This is a genomic window from Nocardia sp. NPDC004278 (genome assembly GCF_053602975.1).
Map to the genome: position 1 here is coordinate 94447 of NZ_JBSGEQ010000002.1, position 22325 is coordinate 116771.

At 66.1% G+C, this 22325-nt stretch carries 24 protein-coding genes; 8 read left to right on the forward strand and 16 right to left on the reverse strand.

What is annotated here, in order from left to right; all coding sequences use genetic code 11:
- Nucleotides 1-202: 202 nt before the first annotated feature.
- Nucleotides 203-1729 (forward strand): LVIVD repeat-containing protein, encoded by a 1527-nt coding sequence (locus ACWEO2_RS03015; RefSeq protein WP_452404142.1) that lies wholly within the window; start codon nt 203-205, stop codon nt 1727-1729.
- Nucleotides 1719-2333, forward strand: coding sequence for a DUF305 domain-containing protein (locus ACWEO2_RS03020; protein WP_452403806.1), 615 nt, complete (start codon nt 1719-1721; stop codon nt 2331-2333). The genes ACWEO2_RS03015 and ACWEO2_RS03020 overlap by 11 nt, the downstream gene beginning before the upstream one ends.
- A gap of 4 nt (nt 2334-2337) precedes the next feature.
- On the opposite strand, the gene ACWEO2_RS03025 is transcribed toward ACWEO2_RS03020, so the two are convergent.
- Both ACWEO2_RS03025 and ACWEO2_RS03030 read right to left on the reverse strand, forming a co-directional pair.
- Nucleotides 2338-2667 (reverse strand): hypothetical protein, encoded by a 330-nt coding sequence (locus tag ACWEO2_RS03025; protein WP_355186352.1) that lies wholly within the window; start codon nt 2665-2667, stop codon nt 2338-2340.
- Entirely contained in the window at nt 2667-2942 is a 276-nt protein-coding gene (locus tag ACWEO2_RS03030; protein ID WP_354959509.1) for a hypothetical protein, read from the reverse strand. Before ACWEO2_RS03030 ends, ACWEO2_RS03025 begins: the two co-directional genes overlap by 1 nt.
- A gap of 89 nt (nt 2943-3031) precedes the next feature.
- Here ACWEO2_RS03030 and ACWEO2_RS03035 point away from each other — a divergent pair, with 89 nt between their 5' ends.
- From ACWEO2_RS03035 to ACWEO2_RS03045, 3 genes are read left to right on the forward strand one after another with little or no spacing between them, the layout of a single operon-like run.
- Entirely contained in the window at nt 3032-3397 is a 366-nt protein-coding gene (locus tag ACWEO2_RS03035; protein WP_452403807.1) for a VOC family protein, read from the forward strand.
- Between the two features lie 5 nt (nt 3398-3402).
- Complete coding sequence (locus ACWEO2_RS03040; RefSeq protein ID WP_452403808.1) at nt 3403-3735, forward strand: ArsR/SmtB family transcription factor; 333 nt, start codon at nt 3403-3405, stop codon at nt 3733-3735.
- A gap of 2 nt (nt 3736-3737) precedes the next feature.
- Nucleotides 3738-4217, forward strand: coding sequence for an SRPBCC family protein (locus ACWEO2_RS03045; RefSeq protein WP_452403809.1), 480 nt, complete (start codon nt 3738-3740; stop codon nt 4215-4217).
- Nucleotides 4218-4221: 4 nt separating this feature from the next.
- Here the strand turns inward: ACWEO2_RS03045 and ACWEO2_RS03050 are convergent, their stop codons facing one another.
- From ACWEO2_RS03050 to ACWEO2_RS03090, 9 genes are all read right to left on the reverse strand, one after another.
- The gene (locus ACWEO2_RS03050) at nt 4222-4884 is read right to left on the reverse strand and encodes an FHA domain-containing protein (RefSeq protein WP_452403810.1); all 663 of its coding nucleotides are present in this window, start codon (nt 4882-4884) and stop codon (nt 4222-4224) included.
- Nucleotides 4884-6161: a vWA domain-containing protein gene (locus tag ACWEO2_RS03055; RefSeq protein WP_452404143.1), complete on the reverse strand. Its 1278-nt coding sequence runs from the start codon at nt 6159-6161 to the stop codon at nt 4884-4886. Before ACWEO2_RS03055 ends, ACWEO2_RS03050 begins: the two co-directional genes overlap by 1 nt.
- 5 nt (nt 6162-6166) lie before the next feature.
- Nucleotides 6167-7288 carry a PP2C family protein-serine/threonine phosphatase gene (locus ACWEO2_RS03060; protein ID WP_452403811.1) on the reverse strand — a complete coding sequence of 374 codons (1122 nt, stop codon included), beginning with the start codon at nt 7286-7288 and terminating at the stop codon, nt 6167-6169.
- Nucleotides 7285-9747, reverse strand: coding sequence for a tetratricopeptide repeat protein (locus ACWEO2_RS03065; protein ID WP_452403812.1), 2463 nt, complete (start codon nt 9745-9747; stop codon nt 7285-7287). The genes ACWEO2_RS03060 and ACWEO2_RS03065 overlap by 4 nt, the downstream gene beginning before the upstream one ends.
- Nucleotides 9744-10922 (reverse strand): hypothetical protein, encoded by a 1179-nt coding sequence (locus ACWEO2_RS03070; protein ID WP_452403813.1) that lies wholly within the window; start codon nt 10920-10922, stop codon nt 9744-9746. Before ACWEO2_RS03070 ends, ACWEO2_RS03065 begins: the two co-directional genes overlap by 4 nt.
- Before the next feature lie 11 nt (nt 10923-10933).
- Complete coding sequence (locus tag ACWEO2_RS03075) at nt 10934-11944, reverse strand: glutamate ABC transporter substrate-binding protein (protein WP_452403814.1); 1011 nt, start codon at nt 11942-11944, stop codon at nt 10934-10936.
- Entirely contained in the window at nt 11941-13116 is a 1176-nt protein-coding gene (locus ACWEO2_RS03080) for a hypothetical protein (RefSeq protein WP_452403815.1), read from the reverse strand. The genes ACWEO2_RS03075 and ACWEO2_RS03080 overlap by 4 nt, the downstream gene beginning before the upstream one ends.
- A gap of 198 nt (nt 13117-13314) precedes the next feature.
- Nucleotides 13315-13449, reverse strand: a complete 135-nt coding sequence (locus ACWEO2_RS03085) for a hypothetical protein (protein WP_452403816.1) — start codon at nt 13447-13449, stop codon at nt 13315-13317.
- A gap of 6 nt (nt 13450-13455) precedes the next feature.
- On the reverse strand, nt 13456-13689 hold the full coding sequence (locus ACWEO2_RS03090; protein ID WP_452403817.1) for a hypothetical protein: 234 nt from the start codon (nt 13687-13689) through the stop codon (nt 13456-13458).
- Nucleotides 13690-14133: 444 nt separating this feature from the next.
- Between ACWEO2_RS03090 and ACWEO2_RS03095 the strand changes: the two genes are divergently transcribed.
- Nucleotides 14134-15048 carry a zinc-dependent alcohol dehydrogenase family protein gene (locus ACWEO2_RS03095; protein WP_452403818.1) on the forward strand — a complete coding sequence of 305 codons (915 nt, stop codon included), beginning with the start codon at nt 14134-14136 and terminating at the stop codon, nt 15046-15048.
- 273 nt (nt 15049-15321) lie between these two features.
- Here ACWEO2_RS03095 and ACWEO2_RS03100 read toward each other — a convergent pair whose 3' ends face one another.
- Nucleotides 15322-16182, reverse strand: a complete 861-nt coding sequence (locus tag ACWEO2_RS03100) for an SDR family oxidoreductase (protein WP_355186327.1) — start codon at nt 16180-16182, stop codon at nt 15322-15324.
- A gap of 499 nt (nt 16183-16681) precedes the next feature.
- On the opposite strand from ACWEO2_RS03100, the gene ACWEO2_RS03105 reads away from it, so the two are divergent.
- The gene (locus tag ACWEO2_RS03105) at nt 16682-18061 is read left to right on the forward strand and encodes a bifunctional lysylphosphatidylglycerol flippase/synthetase MprF (RefSeq protein ID WP_452403819.1); all 1380 of its coding nucleotides are present in this window, start codon (nt 16682-16684) and stop codon (nt 18059-18061) included.
- Here ACWEO2_RS03105 and ACWEO2_RS03110 read toward each other — a convergent pair.
- From ACWEO2_RS03110 to ACWEO2_RS03125, 4 genes are read right to left on the reverse strand one after another with little or no spacing between them, the layout of a single operon-like run.
- Nucleotides 18058-18702, reverse strand: coding sequence for a pentapeptide repeat-containing protein (locus tag ACWEO2_RS03110; protein WP_452403820.1), 645 nt, complete (start codon nt 18700-18702; stop codon nt 18058-18060). The genes ACWEO2_RS03105 and ACWEO2_RS03110 overlap by 4 nt on opposite strands.
- 52 nt (nt 18703-18754) lie before the next feature.
- Complete coding sequence (locus tag ACWEO2_RS03115; RefSeq protein ID WP_452403821.1) at nt 18755-19123, reverse strand: hypothetical protein; 369 nt, start codon at nt 19121-19123, stop codon at nt 18755-18757.
- Entirely contained in the window at nt 19123-20388 is a 1266-nt protein-coding gene (locus ACWEO2_RS03120; RefSeq protein ID WP_452403822.1) for an RNA polymerase sigma factor, read from the reverse strand. The genes ACWEO2_RS03115 and ACWEO2_RS03120 overlap by 1 nt, the downstream gene beginning before the upstream one ends.
- Before the next feature lie 9 nt (nt 20389-20397).
- On the reverse strand, nt 20398-20811 hold the full coding sequence (locus ACWEO2_RS03125) for a YciI family protein (RefSeq protein WP_354959492.1): 414 nt from the start codon (nt 20809-20811) through the stop codon (nt 20398-20400).
- A gap of 341 nt (nt 20812-21152) precedes the next feature.
- Here ACWEO2_RS03125 and ACWEO2_RS03130 point away from each other — a divergent pair, with 341 nt between their 5' ends.
- Entirely contained in the window at nt 21153-22319 is a 1167-nt protein-coding gene (locus ACWEO2_RS03130) for a serine hydrolase domain-containing protein (protein WP_452403823.1), read from the forward strand.
- Nucleotides 22320-22325: the final 6 nt, after the last annotated feature.

Consider the following 22325-nt stretch of genomic DNA (forward strand, 5'->3'; position numbering starts at 1 on the left):
CATCGAGTGCGACCGTGACACTCATCCCACCCCGGGCGGCGGCGTGTTGTCTGCCGGATAGCCGAGGGGATCGGCGGAAACGGGCCTGTGGCGACACGTCGAGTTGTAACGTGTTCTAGGTCCGCGCTCCGGGTGGGGCTGACCAGATGGTGGTGCGGACGTTTTGCGGAATGTTCGGAGGGGTTGGATGCCACGACTGCCGATGCTGGGTGCTGTTGCGGCACTTATTATTTCGTTCACCATGATCGGATTGCCCGCGCCCGCGCGGGCCGGGATATACACCTGGACCGATATCGCGCAGTCGGCGGTCCCGAAGGCGGAGTGCGGGGCCGGATCGCTGCCGGAGACCGGGTTGCAGGGTGATGTTCCGGCGGTGGATCGGGCCAGTGGGCGCAGCACCGAGGGGTATCGGTGCAATATTTCGTTCGTCGGCGGGTTGCAGCAGCAGGGAGGCGGGATTCTGTCGCCGACCTACGACCATTGCTCTTATACGGGCACGTTCTTTCCCGGGAACCTGCTCGATGGTGCAGCGCCGGGCGTACACGTCCTCGATGTTTCCGATCCGGCGCATCCGGTGCACACCGCGACGCTGAACGAGCCCGCGATGCTGGGCGGAACCTGGGAGACCTTGAAGGTCAATACCGCGCGGAAGCTATTGGCCGCGACCGCCGTTCCGATCACCACCGGCACCGCGTACTTCTCCATCTACGACATCTCCGACTGCGCACACCCGGTGCTGCTCAATCCCGGTCCCGGCACCGATCTGACAATGCCGTTGCCATTCCTGTCGCACGAGGGCGGCTTCTCCCCCGATGGCAATACCTACTGGGCTTCCAGCACCAGCCCGGGGCTGCTCACCGCCATAGATGTGAGCGATCCGGCGAATTCGCGGGTGATCTGGCACGGACTGCAATCGCTGACCGCACACGGTTTCGGCATCAGCCCGGACGGCAACACCATGTACTTCTCCATCCAGAACGGGATCAATATCCTCGACATCAGTGCGATCCAGCGCCGGGATCCCTATCCGGTGGTGCCGCAGATTGCGACGTATCACTGGGCCGACGGGTACTTCGACCAGCAGTCGGTTCCGGTTACCTACGACGGCAGGCCGTATATCTTCACCGGCGACGAAGCCGGTTCCGGCGGTGTGAAATTGATCGACGTCGCCGATCCCGCAGATGCCAGGAAAGTCGCGACGATCAAACTCGAGATCAATATGCCCGCGAACCTCGGCGAGCACGCCCAATCGGCGACCGGCAACGGAATCTTCTCCTACGACGCGCACTATTGCGTCGCCGATCGGCCCGCGGATCCGACCGCGCTGGCATGCAGTTGGATCGCCTCGGGCATTCGCGTCTTCGATGTGCGCGATCCCGGCGACATCCGCGAAATCGCCTATTACAACCCGCCCGCGCAGACGGGCAGGCAAGGGCAGCTGGTGAATTCGGTGCACGCCGACACCGCCGTGATCGGCGCTCCGGTCTGGAATTACGTCCCGCTGGCCCGCGAACTCGTCAACGGCAAACTCGATCCCGCGACCATATTCGGCCCGCGCTCGGGCATGATGTTCGGCGGCGATATCAGCTCGGATTGGTGCCTGTCGCCGCCGATGTTCCATGGTGACCAGATCTGGACCACCTGCACCGATAACGGATTCATGGTGCTGCGGCTGGATAACGGGGTCTACACACCGCCCGCCGATCAGGAGTCCACCGTTGGCTCGTAAACGCCTTCGATTCGCGGCGGTGGCCGTCATTTGCCTGATAGTCGGTGCGGCGGTGGGGTTTTGGGCACATCGACCGCGCGATGACGTAGGCGCCGGACCGCTGTCGACCGTGGATATCGGCTTCGCCCAGGACATGTCGGTCCATCATGAGCAGGCGGTACTGCTCGCGCGAACGCTGCCCGCCGACGCGGGACCGCAGATTCGCGGCGTAGCGGAGCGGATCGCGTTGGCGCAGACCGCCGAAATCGCCCAGCTGCGCGGCTGGCTGCAACTGTTCGACCTACCGCTGAGCACCGATCAGCCGATGCACTGGATGGGTCATGAGCACGGCGGCCACGGCGCCCCCATGCCCGGGCTGGCATCCACTGCCGAGATCACCCAGCTCGCCAGGTTGCGCGGTGCGGCGGCCGAAGTCCTGTTCCTACAGTTGATGATTCGCCATCACCGTGGCGGTGTGACGATGGCGCAGACCGCCTTCAATACCGGCTCTGCCCCGGCGGTCACGCGGGCGGCGCTGGAGATGGTAAATGAGCAGGGCAATGAAATCGGCGAGATGACCGCACTATTGACCGCCCGGCAAGGCCAGCCCCTGCCGTTCCCCTGACCTGTCAGCTGGCGCGGTGTATCGGGTGCAGTCGGGACAGCGCCCGCACCGCATCGGCGCGGGAGATCAGCTGATCGCCATCGAGTTCGGCGATGGCGGCCTCCATCCACTCGCGGATCAGCGTCGACATGCCGATGCCTCGGGCATCGGCCAACTGCTTGACCCGGGTGTGCAGTTCCAGCGGCATGCGAATGGAACTGGTCACCACGATGTCGTCACCGGGGGCGAGCGGCGGCGGCGCCTTGTCCGGCGGGACCGGTTCATTGCTGAAGGTCAGTCGGTCCATGAACGCCGTCACTTCGTCCGGGGTGGACGGGAAATCCTTCTCGTTCATCACCGGTTCTCCTGTTCCCACTCCTCGAACATTTTCAGTTCGTCGGCGCGCATCTCGCGGGCGCCGATGATCAGCCAGGTCCACTGGTCCTGCTGGCGCGTCGCCACGATCAACGGCCGCCCGGCGCCGGTGCGACCCCAGACCGACAACACCGTGACGTTCCCGTCATCGGCGATCCGCGGCCACCGCCGAGCGCCTTCGAGGACTTGGCGTACTTCTCGGGGTCCGATGCCGATCAGGTGCGCGAACGCCCAGTCCGGCCACTCGAACCCCATAACCACATACTACGCGCATAGTAACAAACCGATCGGTCCCATCTACATCTTGTTGACATGTAGGATTTTTCCTACCTATATTCGGGACCATGAACATCACCCATGCGAAGGTCGTTACCGTGCCCGTCTCCGACCAGGAGCGAGCCAAGGATTTCTATGTCACCACGCTCGGATTCGAGTTGCTTGTAGATCAGCAGATGGGGCCGGTGCGCTGGCTGCAGGTCGCACCCGAGGGCGCCCAGACCGCGTTCACGCTGGCCAGTGCGGAACAGGGTTTCACGCCGGGCAGTTCGAGCGGTGTCATTCTCGAAACCGCGGACCTCGACGCGGACTGCGCGATGCTGGCAAAGGCCGGTGCGCAGGTCGAGGGTCCCACCGAGCTGCCATGGGGTCGCCAGGCCACACTGATAGATCCCGACGGCAACCGTTTCGTGCTGGCCGCCGCAGGCCGGTGACCGCGATGGCGGGCGAGGCGCCCGATGGCCGGGTCTTCGCGGCACTGGCCAGCCCGGTTCGGCGCGAGGTGTTGCGGCTGCTGCGCGATGGCGGACCGCAGCCGGTGACGGACCTGGCCGCGCACTTCGAAATGGCGCGGCCGAGCTTCTCCGAGCATCTGCGGGTGCTGCGGGAGGCGGAATTGGTCAGCGAGAACAAGGTCGGGCGACAACGGCTGTATCGACTGGAGGCAGCCCCGCTGTACGAGATCCAGGAATGGTTGCACCCGTTCGAGCGGTTCTGGCGCGAGAAGTTGGCCGGGCTGCGTGACCTGCTGGACACCATGGAGGAGCAATGACCATGACCGACGATCCGACCGCCATCTACGTGGATCAGTTTCTCGCGCACAGTCCCGGCAAGGTGTGGCGCGCACTGACCGAACCGGAGTTGCTCGCACGGTGGTTCATGCCAGCCGATTTTCGGCTCGAGGTCGGGCACCGGTACACCATTGATGCGAAAGCCATTCCGGCGACCGGCTTTTCCGGTGTGATCGCGGCCGAGGTGCTGGCCTTCGAGCTGGAGCGGATGCTGCGCGTCGGCTGGCGCGACGCCGACCCGACCGCCGAACACGGCGCCGATTGGACGATCACCTGGACCTTGCGGCCCGAAGGCAAGGGCACCCGATTGTTCCTGGAGCACGCCGGTTTCGATCCGGACAACCCGCTCCAGCAAAGGGCACGCTCGATCATGGACGCCGGATGGCGCTCGCACGTCATGCGCAGCATCGAGGAAGTGCTGCGCGATGCCACGCTCGGATCCGGTGGGTCACCCATTCGGTGAACGATCAGGCTGGTTCTGCCGTCACGATGATGGTGGTCCAGCCACCGAGATGGATGCGGTCCCCGCTCGTCAGCGGGACCGCCACATTGGCCGGAATCAGGTCCTCACTGCCATTGAGGCTGGTGCCATTGGTGGAGCCGAGGTCGGTGATGCTGATGCCGTCCTCGACGACGTGAATGGTGGCGTGCGCGCGTGAGACCCCGGCGTCGGCCGGGGCGATGCCCAGATCGATTTCGGGTTGCAGGCCCTGGGAGACGCTGTGCTTGCCGATCAGGATATCGGTGCCGCGCAAGGTGATTCGACGCTCGGGATAGAACGCCGGGAATTCGACCTGATCGGCATCGGGGCCCTTGCGGGCCTGCACCCGGTCGTAGAATTCACGATCGGCGGTAATGGTGGCGACCCACGTCAGCACGCCCGATGCGGCGGAAACCGCTGTTGCAGTGACGGTTTCGGTGGGCGCGGACGCCGGAGTCCGCGCCGCCGGCGTCGGCAGCGCCGAATCATGCCCGCACACTTCACAGAATCGGCCGCTGCTCGGCGCCCCACAGGACGGGCACAGCGCGACCGCCACCGTCGGCGCGGGCGCCCCGATCGGCGAACCGCAGACATCGCAATAATCCATTGCAACGGACTGATGCCCGTCCGGACAGGTGGCAATCGCCATTACCCCTCCTTGCGTACCCGCGCCGTCTTGGTAGAGCGTGCGTCCAACGCCATTTCGTCGGCGGCTTCGACCTTGGCACGCAACCGCACGGTGCCATTGCGCTCGTCCACCTCGACCACCCCGCGCAACAGTTTCGCCGTGCCCTCATTGCCGGATTCGGCCGCCAGTTCCACCGCGCGCCGCAGTTTCGCCGTCGCGGTTTCCGCATCGCCGTTCTTGCGCGCGCTCAAGCCCTCCTGCACGACCTGCGCGAGTTCGGCCTGCCCGGTGTAATGCGCGACGCGCCTGCTGATTCGGGCCGACAGCTCGGTCTCGGTGGTCCACACCGCACGGACCAGGCCCTGCCCGACCACCTCCTCGCCCGCCACCACACTGACCCTGGCCGCGAGCTTCTCCCGCCCCGGCGCGGCAGGCTCGACCCGCACCTGCACGTGGTAGTCGCGGTCCTCCGCACCCCAGGCCCCGAGCGGGTACTCCCCCAGCTGCGGTCCCGCATCGGCGCGCCGCGCGGTCAGATCCTCGATCGTCGGCGCGACCTGTTTGACGAACCGAACGCTGGCCCCCGCAGGTGTCCACAGCCGCAATGTCAGTTCCGGAATCGCCTTGGCCATCGAGGTCTGCATCATGGCGGCGAAGTCCGCGGCCAGGTTCGCCGGATTCGCGACGATATCGACGCTGCCGTGCAATGCCGAGGCGATGATGCGCAATTCGTCCACCCGCCAATCGGTTCCGACGCCGCGGCAATCGCAGGTGAATACCCCCTCGGACTGTTTGATCTCGGCGGCAAGAGCCTCGGGTTCCTCGTGCTCGTTCTTGCCGTCGGTGAGCAGGATGGCGTGCACCATCGCGCCGGGGTGTTTCTTGGCCAGCTGGCGGGTGAGTCCCAGCCAGGTGCCCATGGCGGTGCCGCCGTTGGGGCGCAACTTGTCCAGCGCGCGGCGAGCCGCCGCCCTGGTGTCGCGGTTGGCTGGCACCGATGGTTTATCGCTCGGATAGGTCAATCGCGCGATGGAGGTGCCCTCGATGATCGCGAATCGGGTGCCGTCCTTCAGCACATCGAGGGCGGCCATGGTGGCCCGGCGCGCGCCCTCGAACTTCTTGCCGGTGGCCATCGACCCGGAGCAGTCGATGATCAGCACCTCCAGCCGCTCCGGGGCCGGTCCGGCGGCCACAAAATCCGCGCCCGTCTCCACGGTGACCACCGCGTCCACCGTATCCGCGCCCTCGGCCAGATATTCGTTCTGATCGATCGCTACCGAAATACCCTTATCCGCCATGGAACTCACTGTGCTTCTCCTGCATCCATCGATGGCCCGATCGGCACCAGCGCGACAGTGATGTTGTCGCTCCCCCCGGACCGTAGAGCAAATTCGATGAGTCCACGCGCCGCCTCCCCGCGTGGTACCCCGTTGACCATCCGCGCCAGCTCCGCCGGATCGGATTGGTAGTTCCAGAGTCCGTCACTGCACAGCAGCAGTACTCCGGGGCCGGTGGTGTGGAAGGTTTGCACACATCTGTCCGACCATGGTCTGTCCTCGCTGTCGGCACCGAGCCAGCGCAGCAGTGTGTGCGCTCGCGGATCCCGCATCGCGGACTCCTCGTCCATCGCACCGGCGTCCACCAGCGCCTGCGCCCACGAATCGTCCACGCTCAAGCGCCGCGACGGCGCATTTCCACCCGCGATCGGTTCGATGCCGTCACCGCGCAACCAATATGCCCGGCTGTCACCGACATTCACGACGGTGATCTCCACGCCGTCGCCCCCGTATCCGCGCACGATGGCCGAAACATAGGTGCACGACGGGGCATGGCCATCGTGCATCGCGATACCACGGACCGCCTGCGCCGCCGCCGTGAGCCCGGCCATCACAACCGCGGTGCCGGACCGTGCTTCCGCCAATGCGGTGAGGCAGGCATCGACACCCGCGCGTGCCGCCGCACCGGCGGCCGCCTGCGGATCCTCCGAGGTGGAGACCCCGTCGCTGACCGCGACCACCGTGGCGATGGGTCGCTTGTCCCCGTGCTCGACCACCGCGGCCGCGACCGCATCCTCGTTGCGCGCGTGCGCGATACCGCGATCGGTCGCGACATAGACCGCGCCTAAATCGGCCTCGAACCGGTCCGGCTCCGGACGCAACTGTCCACAGCCGCGGCAATAGCCGTCGACGTCGTAGCTGGTGCCGCCGCAGCCCTCACAACTGGGCGTCGCATCTGGATCCGACCGCGGCAGCGCGATCCGGCGCGCGCCGAGTTCTCGTCCGCACGCCTCGCAGAACCGGTCGGCCACCCCGACTCGCGCCGCGCATTCCGGGCACCGCTGCAATACCGCGGTGCTGGGCTCTAGCCCGCCAGGCTCCCGGCCACCACCCTCCATCGAGTCGCTCTGCGACGCTGAATTCATCATAAAGTTGTCCTCGGCCGGATCGCATTGGCCCGATCGACCAGCTCGAATCGTGTCCACATATCGTCGGTTTCGCGGGCGAGATCGCGATAACAACGCTCCAAACCGGTCCGTACTCCGTCCTGATCGAGGTTCGCGCCGAGCAGCGCGCCATGTGTTGTCGGTGCCTTGCCTGCACGCAGCCACTCGAGCGCGGCATCGAGCACACGTATCCGCGCGTGTGCGCCACGGCTTTTCGAGTCGATGCGCAGGGCCTCGACCCGTCCGCCCGCATCCCGCAGGATCGGTTCGGACAGTTCGTCGGGTGTGCGATCGGCCAGCATTGTCTGCACGGCGGTCAGCCGGGCTTCGGTGTAGAGCGCCGAGGCCGAATCCACCTGATCCAGGACGGTCACCGCGCCATCGCGATTACCGTCCTCGCTGCGCAGCCGAGCCAGACCGAAGGCCGCGCTGACGTAGTTGTGGTCGGTGCGCCAGACGGTGTCGTAGTAGTGCGCGGCCTGTCGCCTATCCGGTTGTGCACCCGCCAATTCGGCGACGGCGGCCTGGGCCAGTTTCGGTGCGGCCTCACCAGGTAATGCGGCGTATACGGCATCGAATTCGGCGGAGGCGGCATCGAAGTCGCCCGCGAGCAATTCGGCTTGGCCGCGATACCAGGCGAGCCGCCAGTCACCGGGCAGGGTGTCGGCCAGTTCGTCGATACGACGCAGCGCATCGGCCGGATCGCCGACCTCGAGCGCGGCACGCACCAGCCGCAGTGGAATCTCGACCGAAGCAGACGCACTGCGTGTCGTGAGCACCGAGCGCAGCCCGGCCTCGAACGCGTGCTCCAGTTCGGTCGGCGTGGTCCCGCCGGTGGTCGCCAGCAACGCCGAACCGCTGTCGTTCGGATCGATCAGCGGAACCGGAAGTGTCGCAACAATACTGGCCGGTGTCGGTGCATCCGGCACACCGAAGACACCGCGCGGCGGCCCGAAGTATGCCGACATACCCGGCCGCGGTACGCCGTCATCAGTGCTCAGCACCTCGCGCAGAACTCCGGTCAGCTGATCGGCCATCTCCTCCATCGAGGCGAATCGCGCCTCCGGATCGACACCGGTGGCACGCAGGATGAATCGGTGCAGCGAATCGTATTTCGCCAGTAGCGGTTCGGCCTCCGGCCCAGGCAGTACGCCGAAATGTCCGCCCTGCTGTGGCACATTCATCATCAGCACCGCGAGTGTGCGGCCAACCGTGTACACCTCGGTGGCGATGGTCGGCCCGGTTTCGGAGATCTCCGGTGCCTGATAGCCGATGGTTCCGTAGATGGGGCTGTCCTGATCGTCCATGGCGATCACCGCGCCCATATCGATGAGTTTGAGTTGCTCATCGGTCTGCATCACGTTGTCGGGCTTGAAATCACAGTAGGCGAGGCCGAGCGAGTGCAGATAACCGAGGGCGGGCAGCATTTCCAGGATGTAGGCGATGGCTTGGGGTGCCGGCAGGTAGCTGCCATCGTCATCGAGACGGGTGCGCAAGATCTGTTTGAGTGAAGTGCCACCGACGTACTCCATCACGATGTATCCGACGGTTACCTCGTCGGCGCCGCGGTGTTCGACGAAGTTGTAGATCTTGACGATGCTGGGGTGCTCGACCTCGGCCAGGAACCGCCGCTCGGCGACCGCTGCCGCCATCGCGTCCAGATCTCCGGAATTCAGCAGGCCCTTCAGGACTACCCAGCGGCCGCTGACATTGCGGTCGGTGGCCAGATAGATCCAGCCGAGTCCGCCGTGCGCCAGACAGCCGACAACGTCGTACTGCCCGCCGACCAGATCACCCTTGCTCAGCTTCGGCGCGAAGGAGAACCGGGTGCCGCAGTTCGGGCAGAAGCCCTCGGAGCGACCGGGTGCACCGTCGCGGCCGCGCCCGACGGGCCGTTCGCATTTGCCGCAGAACCGTTTTCCCTCGGCGACCTGTGGATCGGCCATGACCGCGGTGGCCGGATCGATGCGCGGCATCCGCGGCACATCCACCATGCCCGCACCGAGCCGACCGCGCGCGCTGGATTTCGATGACGACCGGCCGGTGCGCACCGAGCGCCCAGAGGCTCGGGTGCTCGCCGACCGGGTCGACAGACTCGACAGCGCGGAGGTCGCGGGTGCGGCCCCGCAGGTATCACAGTAGCCACCGACGATCGTTCCGCCGCAGCCCACCTCGGCGCAAACCTGCCCCTCGATCGAACCTTGTTGCGCCACAGCGGTTTCCGCTGCGGCCACGGCAGGTGCGGTGCCGCACGTATCGCAGTACCCGTCGACGATGGTTCCACCACATCCGGGCTCAGCGCAGATCGGTACAGCACTCGAATTCCCGTGCACCACCGGCGTTTCCGCTGATACCGTGGTGGCCTCGGCGGGGGCGGTACCGCAGACCGCGCAGTATCCGTCTTCGATGGTGCCGCCGCATCCCGGCGCATTACAGGTCATCTGCCCCGCCCCGATTTCTCCCCGATTATCTGCTGGAAGTCGGCGACCGCCCGGGTGACGGCCGCCAGATCACACGGCCTGCGGGTGAGCAGGCCCGCCGCGATCTGACCGGCTGCCAGCACGTCTCGGTCCTCGCTGACACCTAGTCGGGCCGCCTTCGCCTGATAGGCGGCCAGCCGCCCGCGCAATTCGATGCGTCGATCCAGCAGTCCCTGGGCCAATTCTTCGGCGGTGGCCGCCCCGGCGGTCGCGTCGGCAATCCGGACGCGCAAACGCACCAGGTCCGCGGCTGCAGCCCGAGTCGCCGCCAGCGCATCCAATTGTGCGCCGAGTGCCGCGGAATCGTCGGTGTGCACCGGCAGCGGGCCCGCCAGAATCTTCGCTTCGACCTGCGCCCTGGCCGCCGCTGCCCGGGTCCGGGTGTCGCGCAGCACCGTCAAGCGCCTGCGCGTTTCGGCAATGGCCCCGGCCCAATCCGCCACCACCGCATCGAGTTCGGCGAGGATCGCTGCAACGCGCCGCAGCTCGTCCGACAACTCGGCAATGCGTGCGTCGATCTCCGATACCGTCAGCGCGAGCGGATCGGTCGCCGAACGGCTCAACAGTGCGGCGATACCTTCGCCGATCGCGCCCAGTTCGGTCGTCCCGCCTCCAGCGGCACGCGCCCTGTCCACCGTGTCCTGCAGTGGCGCCAGGCCCGACATGACCCGTGTGTTCACCGCATCGACCGCGTCGAAGAATTCGGCGATCTCCGGGAAGGTGGCCCGCATGCGATCCACGGTATCTGCGAGTCCGACGAACAGGACCTCTTCCGCCGGTCCGGTGAGCGAACGTTGCGCCATCGGTATCGGCGTGCGCGAGGCCTCATAGGGCCGCCCGCGCAAGAGCCGGGTGAGTTCGGCACGTTCGCTGTCATCGAGCCGAGAACGAGTGCCGCGCACCTGCTCGGCCGCATCCAGAATGCCCTCGAGGCGGCCGTAATCCGCCCACATCAGCGCGAGTGCGGCCCGGACCGGCTGCCAGCGTTGCTCGGTCAGTCCGGTCGGCGGATAGCGCTGCAGCAGTGTGTGTCCCGGATGTCGGTCCAGTTCCAACAGGGTGGCGGTGATGGCGTCGAATTCGGTTGCGCGTGCGGCCAATTCACCGTCGATCTCGGCGAGCGTAAGTAGCTGCATGGTCGCCGGTCTCACTCTTTGTACCGGAGATCCGGTGGTCCCGGCGATGGTCCGAGCGCGCCGAGTCTGGCGTTGTAGATCTGCTGCCAGGTGCCGTCGGCACGGATGCGTTCGAGTACGCCATTGACGAAGCGCACCAGCCCCGGATTGCCCTGTGCGATACCGACCGCATAGGCGCCGGTGCCGATGACCTCGCCGACGATCTCCAGATTCCGATCCTGGGCCACCAGCCCGACCAGGATCGGATCGTCGGCGCTGATCGCGTCCACATGGCCCTGCTGCAATGCCGCCAGGCAGTCGGTCCAATTGGATGCGCCGAGGACGGTCGGCCGCTTCGGCAGGCTGAACAGCGGTCCCGGCGAAGTGGTCCCGCGAGTGACGCATACCCGTTTGCCACCCAGATCCGCGCCGGAGCGGATACCCGAGTTTCGCGAGGCGAGAATGCGTTGGGTCGCACGGTAATACACACCGGAGAAGTCGACGTCGCGCCGTCGCTCGCAGGTTGCCGAGAACGTGCGCACGATCAGGTCGACCTGCTTGTTCTGCAGCGCCGGAATACGCTCGGCGGCGGTGACCGAACGCAATTCGATCTTGTCCGGATCGCCGAACAGCGCCTTGGCGATCTCCCGCGCGATATCGATATCGAAGCCCTCGAGCTGACCGGTGGTGGGGTTGCGGAAGCCGAATAGATAGGTGTTTTGATCGACGCCGACCCGCAACTTGCCGTTGGCGGCAATGGCCGCCATGGGCGAACCCGGTGGCATCGCACCCGGACTCGGCAGCGGACCGGGACGTAGGGTGAGCTCGGGGTCGCCGCAATTGCCGCTGGTCTCGGACTGCGCCGGCGTGGTGATCTCGGTGAGGTCGGGCTGTGGGTCGACCGCGGCCACCTTCGTGCTTTCGGGGACCTGGGTGCTGGAACCGCACGCGCTCACCAGTGCGCTCGTACCGACCAGGGTCGCGGCCACGATCAGCCGCGCCCGCGCAAAACCCTTTCGCTGCAATAGAACTCGCCGCCTCACAAGAACTCCTTCAGCCGCGGCCACAGCCCGGTGACTACCGCGGCCGCCGCGAACAGCAGTAACACCAGCGTCCCCGCGGGGCTGAGCGCCAATGCCGCACCCGCCGAGTCGACTCCGTCGCGCAACTGCTGGCGCTGCTGACCGAGGTTGTCGCGCAATGTCGCATCCAACTGCGCGAACAGCGTCGCCGAATTCTCCGCGCCGGTGCCGATCGCCTGCGCGACGGCCGCCGGATAGTTCGCCGCCTCGTAGGCCTCACGCTGTTTGGCATGTCCGGCGGTCCAGCCCAATAGACTCCGCGAAGCCTCGGAATCGGATCCGGTCACGGTCGCCAAACGATCGGACAGTTCAGTGGTGTGCTTGCGGAAATCGGTTTCGCTGACGGTGATATCGCCCCGGGTGATCAACGCCAGGGTTTCATCGGTGCGTGCCTGCTGGGCCAGGATCCTGGCCTGGGTGAGGGTCTCGAAGCGGCTGGTCGCCCCGGATTTGCCGGTGTCGAGTGCGGCCGAGGCGATGCTCGTCGCACCAACGATCCACAACAGCGTTACGGCGGTCGCCCCCGCGGCCACCGCGACACCCAAATTCATCCGGCGATTGGTGCGGCGCAGCAATACCAGAGTGCCGACGCCACAACTGATCAGCACCAGCACCAACAGCACGATGCTCGTCCACGGCAGCGCGCCGATATCGTGTTGATCGTGGCGCAACGCCGCGAGTCGGTCCTTGCTGAGCTTTTCGGCGTTGGGCAGCAACGAGTTCTGCATCACCAGCGATGCCTCGTGCAGATACGACGACCCGACCGGGAAGCCCTGCCGGTTGTTCGCCCGTGCCGCTTCGACCAGGCCGGTGTAGGCGGGCAGGTCGGCGGTGATCTGCGCGACGATCATTCGGGTCCGCTCATCGGCAGCATCCGTCGTGGCCTCCGCGAGCGCGGCCGCCGCATCGGCGAGCGCCTGTTGATATTGCCCGCGCACCTGCGGTGATTCGATGCCGCCGGAAAGGAACGCCGTGGCCGCCGACGCGTCGGCGGCCGAGAGCGCAACGTACAAGATCTGTGCGGCGTAGGCCAGCGGTTCGGTGCGCTCCAATACCGCATCGCGTCGGGCGATCTTGCCGCTCAATTGATCAGCCGAGGTCGATCCGGCGAGCAGACACAACACCACGGACACGACGGCCACCGCGCCGATCGCGCCCGGAGTCGTCCCGGCGAAGCGCCGTAACCACGCACCCCCGCTGCGTATGGTTGCCGGAAGGCGAATCTCCAACACCGTCCCCCTTCGTCCAACCGGCCGGTGTCCCAATCGCGATAGTACGGCAGGGAATTCGGCTTTGCCGCCCATTGCCACTGGGGGCACCGAATTCGGAAGCTACGGTGCCGAATCCGAGGCCACGTCGAGCAACGGTGCGAGATTCGACGTCCAGCGCGGATATTGGTTGAGTACGTCACCGAAGGACTTCGCCGGTTTGCCGAGTGACAGGCCCGCCGACCGGTCGGCGGGCATTTCGCGTTATGGTGAATCCACCGAGCGCACCAATCCGGTGTGCAGACTGCGGTGTTCGAGTGCCGCGCTGCGGCCGGTCACCCCGATGGCGCCGATAAAGGTGCCCGAGGCGTCGCGCGCCGCCGAGGCCACGCAGCCGTTTGCTCGCCCCAGCAGCCGGTGCCCGCGACCTCGGGCCCAGGTACCGTCGATCGGCCCGGCGTGCCGGCTCGTATTCGCGCGGGTCGTGCGCGCGGGCACCGACCGACAGCCGCTGCCACAACGGTGCGGGTAGTTCGGTGATCAGCTCATCGGCGCGGATGACACGGTTCGCGGGGGTGCTCACCTGCGGATCGCAGCACGTGGCCAGCACTAGAAAACAGCACGTTTCTCCAGCTATTCACGCAGGTAACCGGCTGGCCCGAAATGCTAGATTCACAATGTGAACCAGTGCGCTGCGGCGATCGATCCTGGTCGCGGACCTCAATAGTCCGCACGAATGCAGCGCGGTGACACGGACATGCTGAGCGGGTCAGCAAAGGCCTAGATGGGGACTGGACTCCGACGGCAGTCTGCGCACGAGTCTGCTCCATCGAAAAGGAAAAGTTCGGAACCCAGTTAGTCGCCGACGAGGATGCCGGCACCGGCATATTTCTTGTCCAGAACGCCCCGGGTTCGCGGGCGCTGAGAGTCGAAGGTTCGCTCATGCCACAATCCATGCGCGCGCTCGTAGCCGGAAAGGTTGGCGAGCCGACCGATGTGCTGCGGCTGGAATCCCGGCCTGTGCCCACGCCAGCGGCCGGTCAGGCGTTGATCCGCGTGAAAACGACTCCAATCCACGCCAGCGATCTGCACGTGCTGCGTGGCCGATACGGTTTCTCCCCCGAGTTCCCCACTGTGGTGGGGCTGGAATGTGTGGGCCGAATCGAGGCCCTGGGTCCGGATACCGAGGGGTTGAAGATCGGTGAGCGCGTGATAACCGTCGGTGTGACCGGCACTTGGCAGGAATACCTTGTTGCCGATACACGACGGCTCCTGCCAGTTCCCGATCATCTGAGCGACTCCAGTGCCTGCCAACTCGCCGTCAACCCGTTGACCGCGCTGCTACTGGTGACTCACGAACTCGGCGTACAGCCGGGTGAATGGATGTTGCAGACGGCCGCGGGCTCCACCGTCGGCCGGCTCGTCATTCAACTGGCCAGGCATCTAGGCATTCGGACGATCAATGTCGTGCGGCGGCGCGATGCCGTCGAGGAGATCAAGACGCTTGGTGGTGACGAGGTCATTTGCACCGAGGACGAGGATCTGTTGCAGCGTGTGGCCGAAATAGCGGGACCGGCTGGCGTGCGCAAGGCCATCGACTGTGTCTCAGGCGACGTGGGTGCCCGGGTATCCCAGGCATTGGCTCCTGGAGGAGAGGTCGTAGTTTACGGCGCACTCTCTACCCATCGGCAGGCTGACCCCGCAGCGCTGACATCCCGCTGCTGGCACGCTCGATTATCTACGAAACCAAAGTGGTCCGTGGCTTCTGGCTGTACCGCTGGTTCAGCGCTACCTCACCTCAGGATGCGCTGCGCGTGCTCTCCCAGGTTCGCGGTCTCGTCGCTGATGAAGTGCTGAGTATCCCCCAAGGCCGGCCGTTCCCGCTCGAACACTTCACTGAAGCCATCTCGCTCGCCGAAACACCCGCACACGGCGCCAAACCACTCTTCGTCTTCGAAGAGGGCCGCGGCAAAGGCGACGGGTAGAACGCCATCCAGACCAGGTATGTCCACCTGTGCTGGCATGGATGCGAGGACACCCTAGGCGTCGGCCAGCGGAAGACTCGGGTAGCTGGGATGGCCCGGGTCGAGGACTGTCGGCAGCAGCTCGGCGATGGCTGGATCCTGTTCGTCAGACCTTCTTCGACGCGGGTTCCTTGTCGATATAGCGGCTCATCGCCCAGCTCAGTCCGCGCATGGCGAGGTTGTAGGAGGGCGGGAAGTAGCGCTGCGCGAGATAGCCGACGCGGATATCGGGCGAGGTGAAGACCATGTACCGATCGCGCTCGACCCCTCGCACGACCGATCGGGCGGCCTGCTCCGGAGTGACCGCGTGCCGCATGAACAGGGCGACGCCCTTCTGCACCGCCGCCGCCTGCCGGTCGATGCCCGCGATATCGACGCTGTCCACCATCGGTGTCGCCATCGCACCGGGGCAGACCAGGCTGACGCCGATGCGGTGCTGACGCAGATCGAAGCGCAGCACCTCCGAAACGCCGCGCAAGCCGAATTTGCCCGCGCTGTAGGGGGCATGCCACGGCAGCCCGAAAAGTCCGGCGGCCGAGGCGACATTCACCAGATGCCCGCCGCGACCGGCCTCGATCATCGGTGGTACGAACTCCTCGATCACATGGATGGGACCCATCAGATCGATATCGATGGTGCGCCGCCACTGCTTGTGCGTGAGCCGATCGACCGCGCCCCAGGTGGCAATGCCCGCCACATTCATCACGATGTCGACGCTGTCGACCTCGGCATGCGCCTTCGCGGCCAGGGCGACCACCGCGTCGTAATCGCTGACATCGGCACGTTCGGCAAGATGCACGACACCACCGGTCGCGCGCACATCGTCGGCAGTACGCTGCAAACCGATGCCATCGATATCGGTCAGGATCACCGACGCGCCCTTGGCGGCCACTGCCAGCGCCGTACTGCGCCCCAGCCCACTTGCCGCGCCGGTGATCAGACAGCTCTTGCCGTCGAACTTCGTCATGGACCAAGACGATAAACAATTATGAACACTGTTGTCTATAGATCCCGAACGCCGTCTCAGACGAACGAATCTTCCCGCCAGATCGCAAAACGTGATTGATACGTGACTAGCTGGACGATAGCTATCGACTATAGACAGCGTGCAGGCTGACCGCTGGAGCAGGTCCGGTATCCATACATCGCCTCGTCGTCCGAGCTGCCGGGCCGGTCGTGAAGGTGTTGGACTGAGCATTCGCGGAGGCTGGGCCACCCGAGATCCGGTCGTTATCCGTACTTCACGGCAGCGTCCATCGGGTCACGGCGCAACAACTCATCCCGCCCCGACGGCCCGATGCGGTAGCCGACCAAACGCCATCGCCGCCCAGTGATCCAAGTGCGCCAGGAATGTTCGAGCCGTCATCCCATGTTCCGCATACAGTTACATGTACAGGATCATCGGGAGGACCACATGGGGAACCTGTTCGGACGCACCGCGTCGATCGGCCTAGGGGGGTACCGGCGTGGCTGAAGGACGGGAAACAACAGCGCGCAGTTCGACACTCGCGGTATACCGCGATGCCTCGATCAGCACCACATCGGCGGTGCGGCCGATCATTTCCATCGCGCTGCTGCTGATGAGCGTCGCACTGGTCTACGAGGCCGACCGCGCCACGCCCGGACAGGACCACGGCTGGTTCATCGCCATCTCCATCGCCGGACTCTTCGTGGTGCGCGGGCTGCATCTGCGCCGCCCGATCACGCTGCCACATTTCACCATCGCGGTCTTCGTCCTCGCGGCCGCCAATGCCGCCTATCGTGCTTCACATCCCGGCTTCGGGTTCGTCTTCCTGGCCGCGACCGGATTCATCCTGATGCTGCCGCAGGCGAGTCGGCCGCAGCCCGAGCAGTTGTACCGCGTGGCCGAACTCGTCGGACGGACCGAGCGCGATCCGCTCGCCGCATTCGCGCTGCACTCGTCGAAGTCCTATTACTTCAACACGAATTCGACGGCGGCGATCGGCTATCGGGCCCGCTTCGGTATCGCGGTTGTCGCCGGTGATCCGATCGGTGACCGGGACGCTTTCCCGGGACTGCTCTCGGATTTCTCCGAGTTCGCGGCGAATCACGGATGGCGGATCGCGGTGCTCGGTGCCAGTCCGGATCTGACGGAGCTGTGGCGATATCGGGCGATCGAGCATCGTGGGCTGCGCGCGATACCGGTCGGACGCGATGTGGTCATCGATGTGGGGACGTTCGCGATGGTCGGGCGGACCTTCCGGAACCTGCGCCAGGCCGTGAGTCGCACCCGCAATTTCGGCGTGACCACTGAGGTCATCAGCGAGACCGACCTGACCGAACCGCTGCGGGCCGAAATGCTCGACATTGTCGATTCGTGGAAGACCGGTCGGCAGAGTCGCGGCTTCTCGATGATCCTCGACCACCTGCTCGACGGCCGGAATCCGGGCATGCTGCTGGTGCTCGCCAGGGATGTGGACGGGCGCGTCGCGGGCTTCCAGCGCTACGGCGTCTCCGGGCGCGGGCGCGAACTCAGCCTGGATGTGCCGTGGCGGCGCAAGGATGCCCCGAACGGCCTGGACGAGCGGATGGTCATCGATCTCGTCGACCACGCCCGTGCACAGGGGATCGAGCGGATCTCATTGGCCTTTGCGCCGTTTCCCGAGCTGTTCGCCGAGAAGGAGCGCTCACGGATCGGGAAGCTCATCTACGTGCTCGTGCATCTGGGCGATCCGCTGATCCGGCTGGAGTCGCTGTACCGGTTCCTGCGCAAGTTCCGTTCGATGTCGGATCAGCGATTCGTGCTCATCCGCTGGCGTGAGGTGCTGCTGGCGGCCGCGGCACTGCTGACCTTGGAGTTCGTGCCGCACCGCAAGCAGCACTAGTCGCGGACGGTAATGCCGATCGATCGGGCGAATTCGGGCGCCAGATCGAGCAACTGGAGCGGGGTGATGGTCGCGCCGCGCAGCGCGTCCAAGCCCTCGGCGATATTGAGGTGGGCGGCGCCGCGCAGGTCGACCTGTTGCAGTCGGGCGCGGTTGATCAGCAGGCCCTCGATGGTGGTGCCGGGGAAGCTCAGCTTGGTCAGTTCGGCTTCACCGAAATCGGTGTGCCGCAGGACGCAATCGACGAATTGCACCTCGCGCAGTTTGGCTCTGCGGAAGTTCACCGAGTCGAATTTGCAGCCCTCGAACCGCACCCGACGCAAGTTTGCACCGCCCGCATCGACACCGGACAGCGCACCGGCGATCAGTTCGACGTCCTGCCAGGAGGTGTCGGACAGGTCGGTGCCGACCCAGCGCACATTGCGCTGCCAGACATCGGTGAATCGGGCGAAGCGCAGGCTGCCGCGGTTGATCGCGAGCGAGGTGAAGACGGTTTCATTGAAGCGCCCATTGCCGGCCTCGACGTCATCCATATCGGCACCGGAGACGTGCACACAGTCGTAGTCACCTTCGGGCTCGAGCGCCCCCTCGAGCGGCGTCAGGAAACGCGCATAGGGCAGATCTTCGAGCTGGTCGGGCATGGGTGACCTCCGGATTCAGCGACGGTTGTCCCTGTCTACCAGTCGCGACCGACTAGGGCCCGATGCGTTCGAGCAGCCAGCGCGGGCCGACGGATTCGGCGCCGAGCGGTTCGAGTCGAACGCGGAGTCCGCGGTCGGCGGTCACCACGGTGATCGGCCGGTCGCTGTCCTCATCGACGGCCGCCGCGACGACCTCGACGATCGCGTCATCTCCCGAACCCTGCGCGAGCACCACACGCAGACCTTCGAACTCCTCCGACGCCGCGGCCTTCGCGGCGCCCTCCAGCACGACGACCACCTCCGCCGGATGCGCCAATGTGCGCAGCCGCACGAGCAAGCGCCGGGCCGCACCGGCGCGATCGCGCCACCAACCATCGGGCCGCGAGCCGACGACATTCGCGGCGTCCACCACGATCAGCATCACTCCATCGTTACTCCCCCGCGCTCGTCGGGTGCGAGGCGGGCCGCGCGTGCGTGCAGGTAGCGCTGCTGTGGCAGGCTCATGGTCTGTTGTGCGGCAAGCAGATACACCGCGCGGGCGGCGGTGCGATCCCCCAACGATTCCAACAGATGCGCGCGGACCGCGGACAATCGGTGATCCCCGGCCAGTTTGCCCTCGGCAGTCAGGTCGTCGACGAGCTTCAATCCGGCGTGTGGGCCGCGGACCATTGCGACGGCTACCGCGTGATTGAGGGCGATGATCGGATTGTCCACCATGGCGAGCAGGCGCTCATAGAGCAACATGATCTGCAGCCAGTCGGTAGCCGCGTAGGTCGATGCCTCGTCGTGCAGTGCGGCGATGGCCGCTTGGAGTTGGTACGGGCCCGGCACGCCGCGGGGCAGGGCATCGGTGACCAGCGCGATGCCCTCGGTGATCGCGTCGGTATTCCAGAGTGTGCGGTTCTGGTCTTCCATCGGAATGAGTTCGCCGGTGTGGCCGGTGCGCGCGGGTCGGCGCGCGTCGGTGAGCAGCATCAGCGCGAGCAGGCCGGTGACCTCGGCGTCGTCGGGTAGCAGTCGGTGCAGTAGACGGGTCAGGCGGATCGCCTCGGCGCAGAGCTCGACGCGGTGCAGGTTCGGTCCCGAGGTGCTGGCATAGCCCTCGGTGAAGATCAGATAGAGCACATGCAGCACGGCGGCCAGGCGCGAGTCGCGCCTGGCGCTCGCGGGCGGGGCGAAACCGACACCGCTGTCCTTGATCGTCTTCTTGGCGCGGCCGATGCGTTTGGTCATGGTCGCCTCGGGCACCAGGAAGGCGCGGGCGATCTCGGCGGTGGTCAGGCCACCGACCGCCCGCAGGGTCAGCGCCACCTGCGAGGCGGGTGCGAGCGACGGGTGGCAGCACAGGAACAGCAGGACGAGGGTGTCATCGGAGTCGGTCGGGTCGCGATCGGCAGGCGGGGTCAGCCAGTCCTCGGGGAGCGCCCAGCGGGCCACGGTGTCCTCGCGGCGGCGGCGGGCCTGCTCATTGCGGAGCAGATCGGTCAGGCGGCGCGAGGACACCGTGATCAGCCAGGCACGCGGATTGTCCGGTATGCCGTCCACCGGCCACTGAGTGGCGGCGGCGAGCAGACCCTCCTGCACCGCGTCCTCCGCGGTATCGAAACGTCCGTATCGCCGCACCAGCGCGGCAAGGACCTGCGGCGCGGATATGCGCAGCAGATCCTCCACCTGGGTATCCGACATCGAAGGGGCTCAGCCGAATTCGGGTGCCCACTCCTGGATCGGCCGGACATCGGCATAGGCCGCCTCGGCGATATGTGCCGGAGCCGGGCATTTGCTGAGTTCGGCCGCGATTTCGGTGGCGCGGTCGAAGCTCTCGCATTCGACGATCCAGTATCCGGCGAGCACCTCCTGCGTTTCGGCGTAGGGCCCGTCGGTCACGAATGGCGCACCGTTCTTGGTGGTGATCCGACGGGTGTGCACCGGCTGAGCCAGACCGCGGGTCTCGACCAGTTCACCGGATTCCTCCAACTTCTTATTGAGGTTGCCCATGAACTCGGCCATCGCGGCAAACTCCTCGGCGCTCCATGCCGGTTTGCCGGTCTCCCTGCCGACCATGCCGTCGTAGTCCTGCTGAGAGCCGTAGCTCAGGATCATGTACTTCATGACAACTCCTCCGCTGTGAGGGCACCCCGGTGGCACCGTTCGTCAGATACGTCGCAGCCGCTGACCATTCTCGGACATGGCCGCCGCCGAGCCCAGCAGGCTGATCGCATGGCGGCCGAGATCGAATCCGATGCGTGTGCCGCCTGCAGCAGCACGAATGGCAGGCCGATCGGGATTGGGCAGGTGAGCAGTGCCCGAGTCTTATCGCATTGTCGGTATGAGGTCGCTGGACTGTTCGTCAGGGACGTCGAGGCTGCGGTCGGCTGATGGACAGACTGCGAGCAGCAGAGCTGGCATGCTCGTACGGCGGGCGGTGTGCAACCCGTGACATGCTGGGGGGCATGGTGATCGATGGTTTTGTCGCGTCGGGGTTCGAGGCGGTACGTGAGGTGTTCGCGGCGAATTTCGCCGCGCAGGGGGATGTCGGCGCGGCGGTGACCGTGTATCGGGACGGTGAGCCGGTGGTGGATCTGTGGGGTGGGCTGGCCGATCCGGAGGGAGAACGGCCATGGGAGCGCGACACGCTGCAGCTGGTCTATTCGGCGACCAAGGGGGTCACCGCGACCGTCGCGCATCTGCTGGCCCAGCGTGGCGAGCTCGAGCTGGACGCGCCCGTCGCGCGGTATTGGCCCGAATTCGCGGCGGCGGGTAAGGGTGACATTCCGGTGCGCTGGTTGCTGAGCCATCAGGCGGGGCTGGCGGCGCTGGACAAGCCGGTGCCGCTGGCGGATGCGCTGGCCTGGGGGCCGATGGTGGATGCGCTCGCCGCGCAGGCGCCGAACTGGGCACCCGGTACCGCGCACGGATATCACGGACGGACGTTCGCGTGGCTCGTCGGTGAGGTGATCCAGCGGGCGACAGGGCGTACCGTCGGGCGGATTCTGGCCGATGAGATCGCCGCGCCGCTCGGTATCGACTTCTTCATCGGTTTGCCCGAGGCCGAACGGCACCGCGTCAGCCGACTTGTGTTCGCACCCAAGGTCGATGTGGCGTCGGTGCCGGAGGAGCTCATCCCGGAGGAACTGCGGCCGATGGTCGCCGCGATGCGCGATCCGGAGGCGCTGGTCAATCGCGCCTTCCAGGTCACCGATCCGGCCGATATCGATTTCAACGATCCGGCGGTGCATGCCGCGGAGATTCCGTCCAGCAATGGCATCGGCACCGCACGCGGTCTCGCCCGGCTCTACGCCACGACCATCGGCGAGGTCGACGGCGCCCGCCTGCTTACCCCCGAAACCCGCACTGCCGCAACTCGCGAACAGGCCAGCGGCATCGACCGCGTCATGATGCTAGAGGACCGCTATGCCAGCGGATACATGCTTCCCACTGCGGGTTTTGCCCTCGGCGGCCCCAACTCCTTCGGCCACCCCGGCCGCGGCGGATCCCTCGGCTTCGCCGACCCGGACACCGGCATCGCCTTCGCCTATGTCACCAACTACATCATCGAAGGCGCACCGGATCTGCGCGCCCGCAATCTTGTCGACGCCGTGAATCAGGCGCTCGGGTAGGCGGGT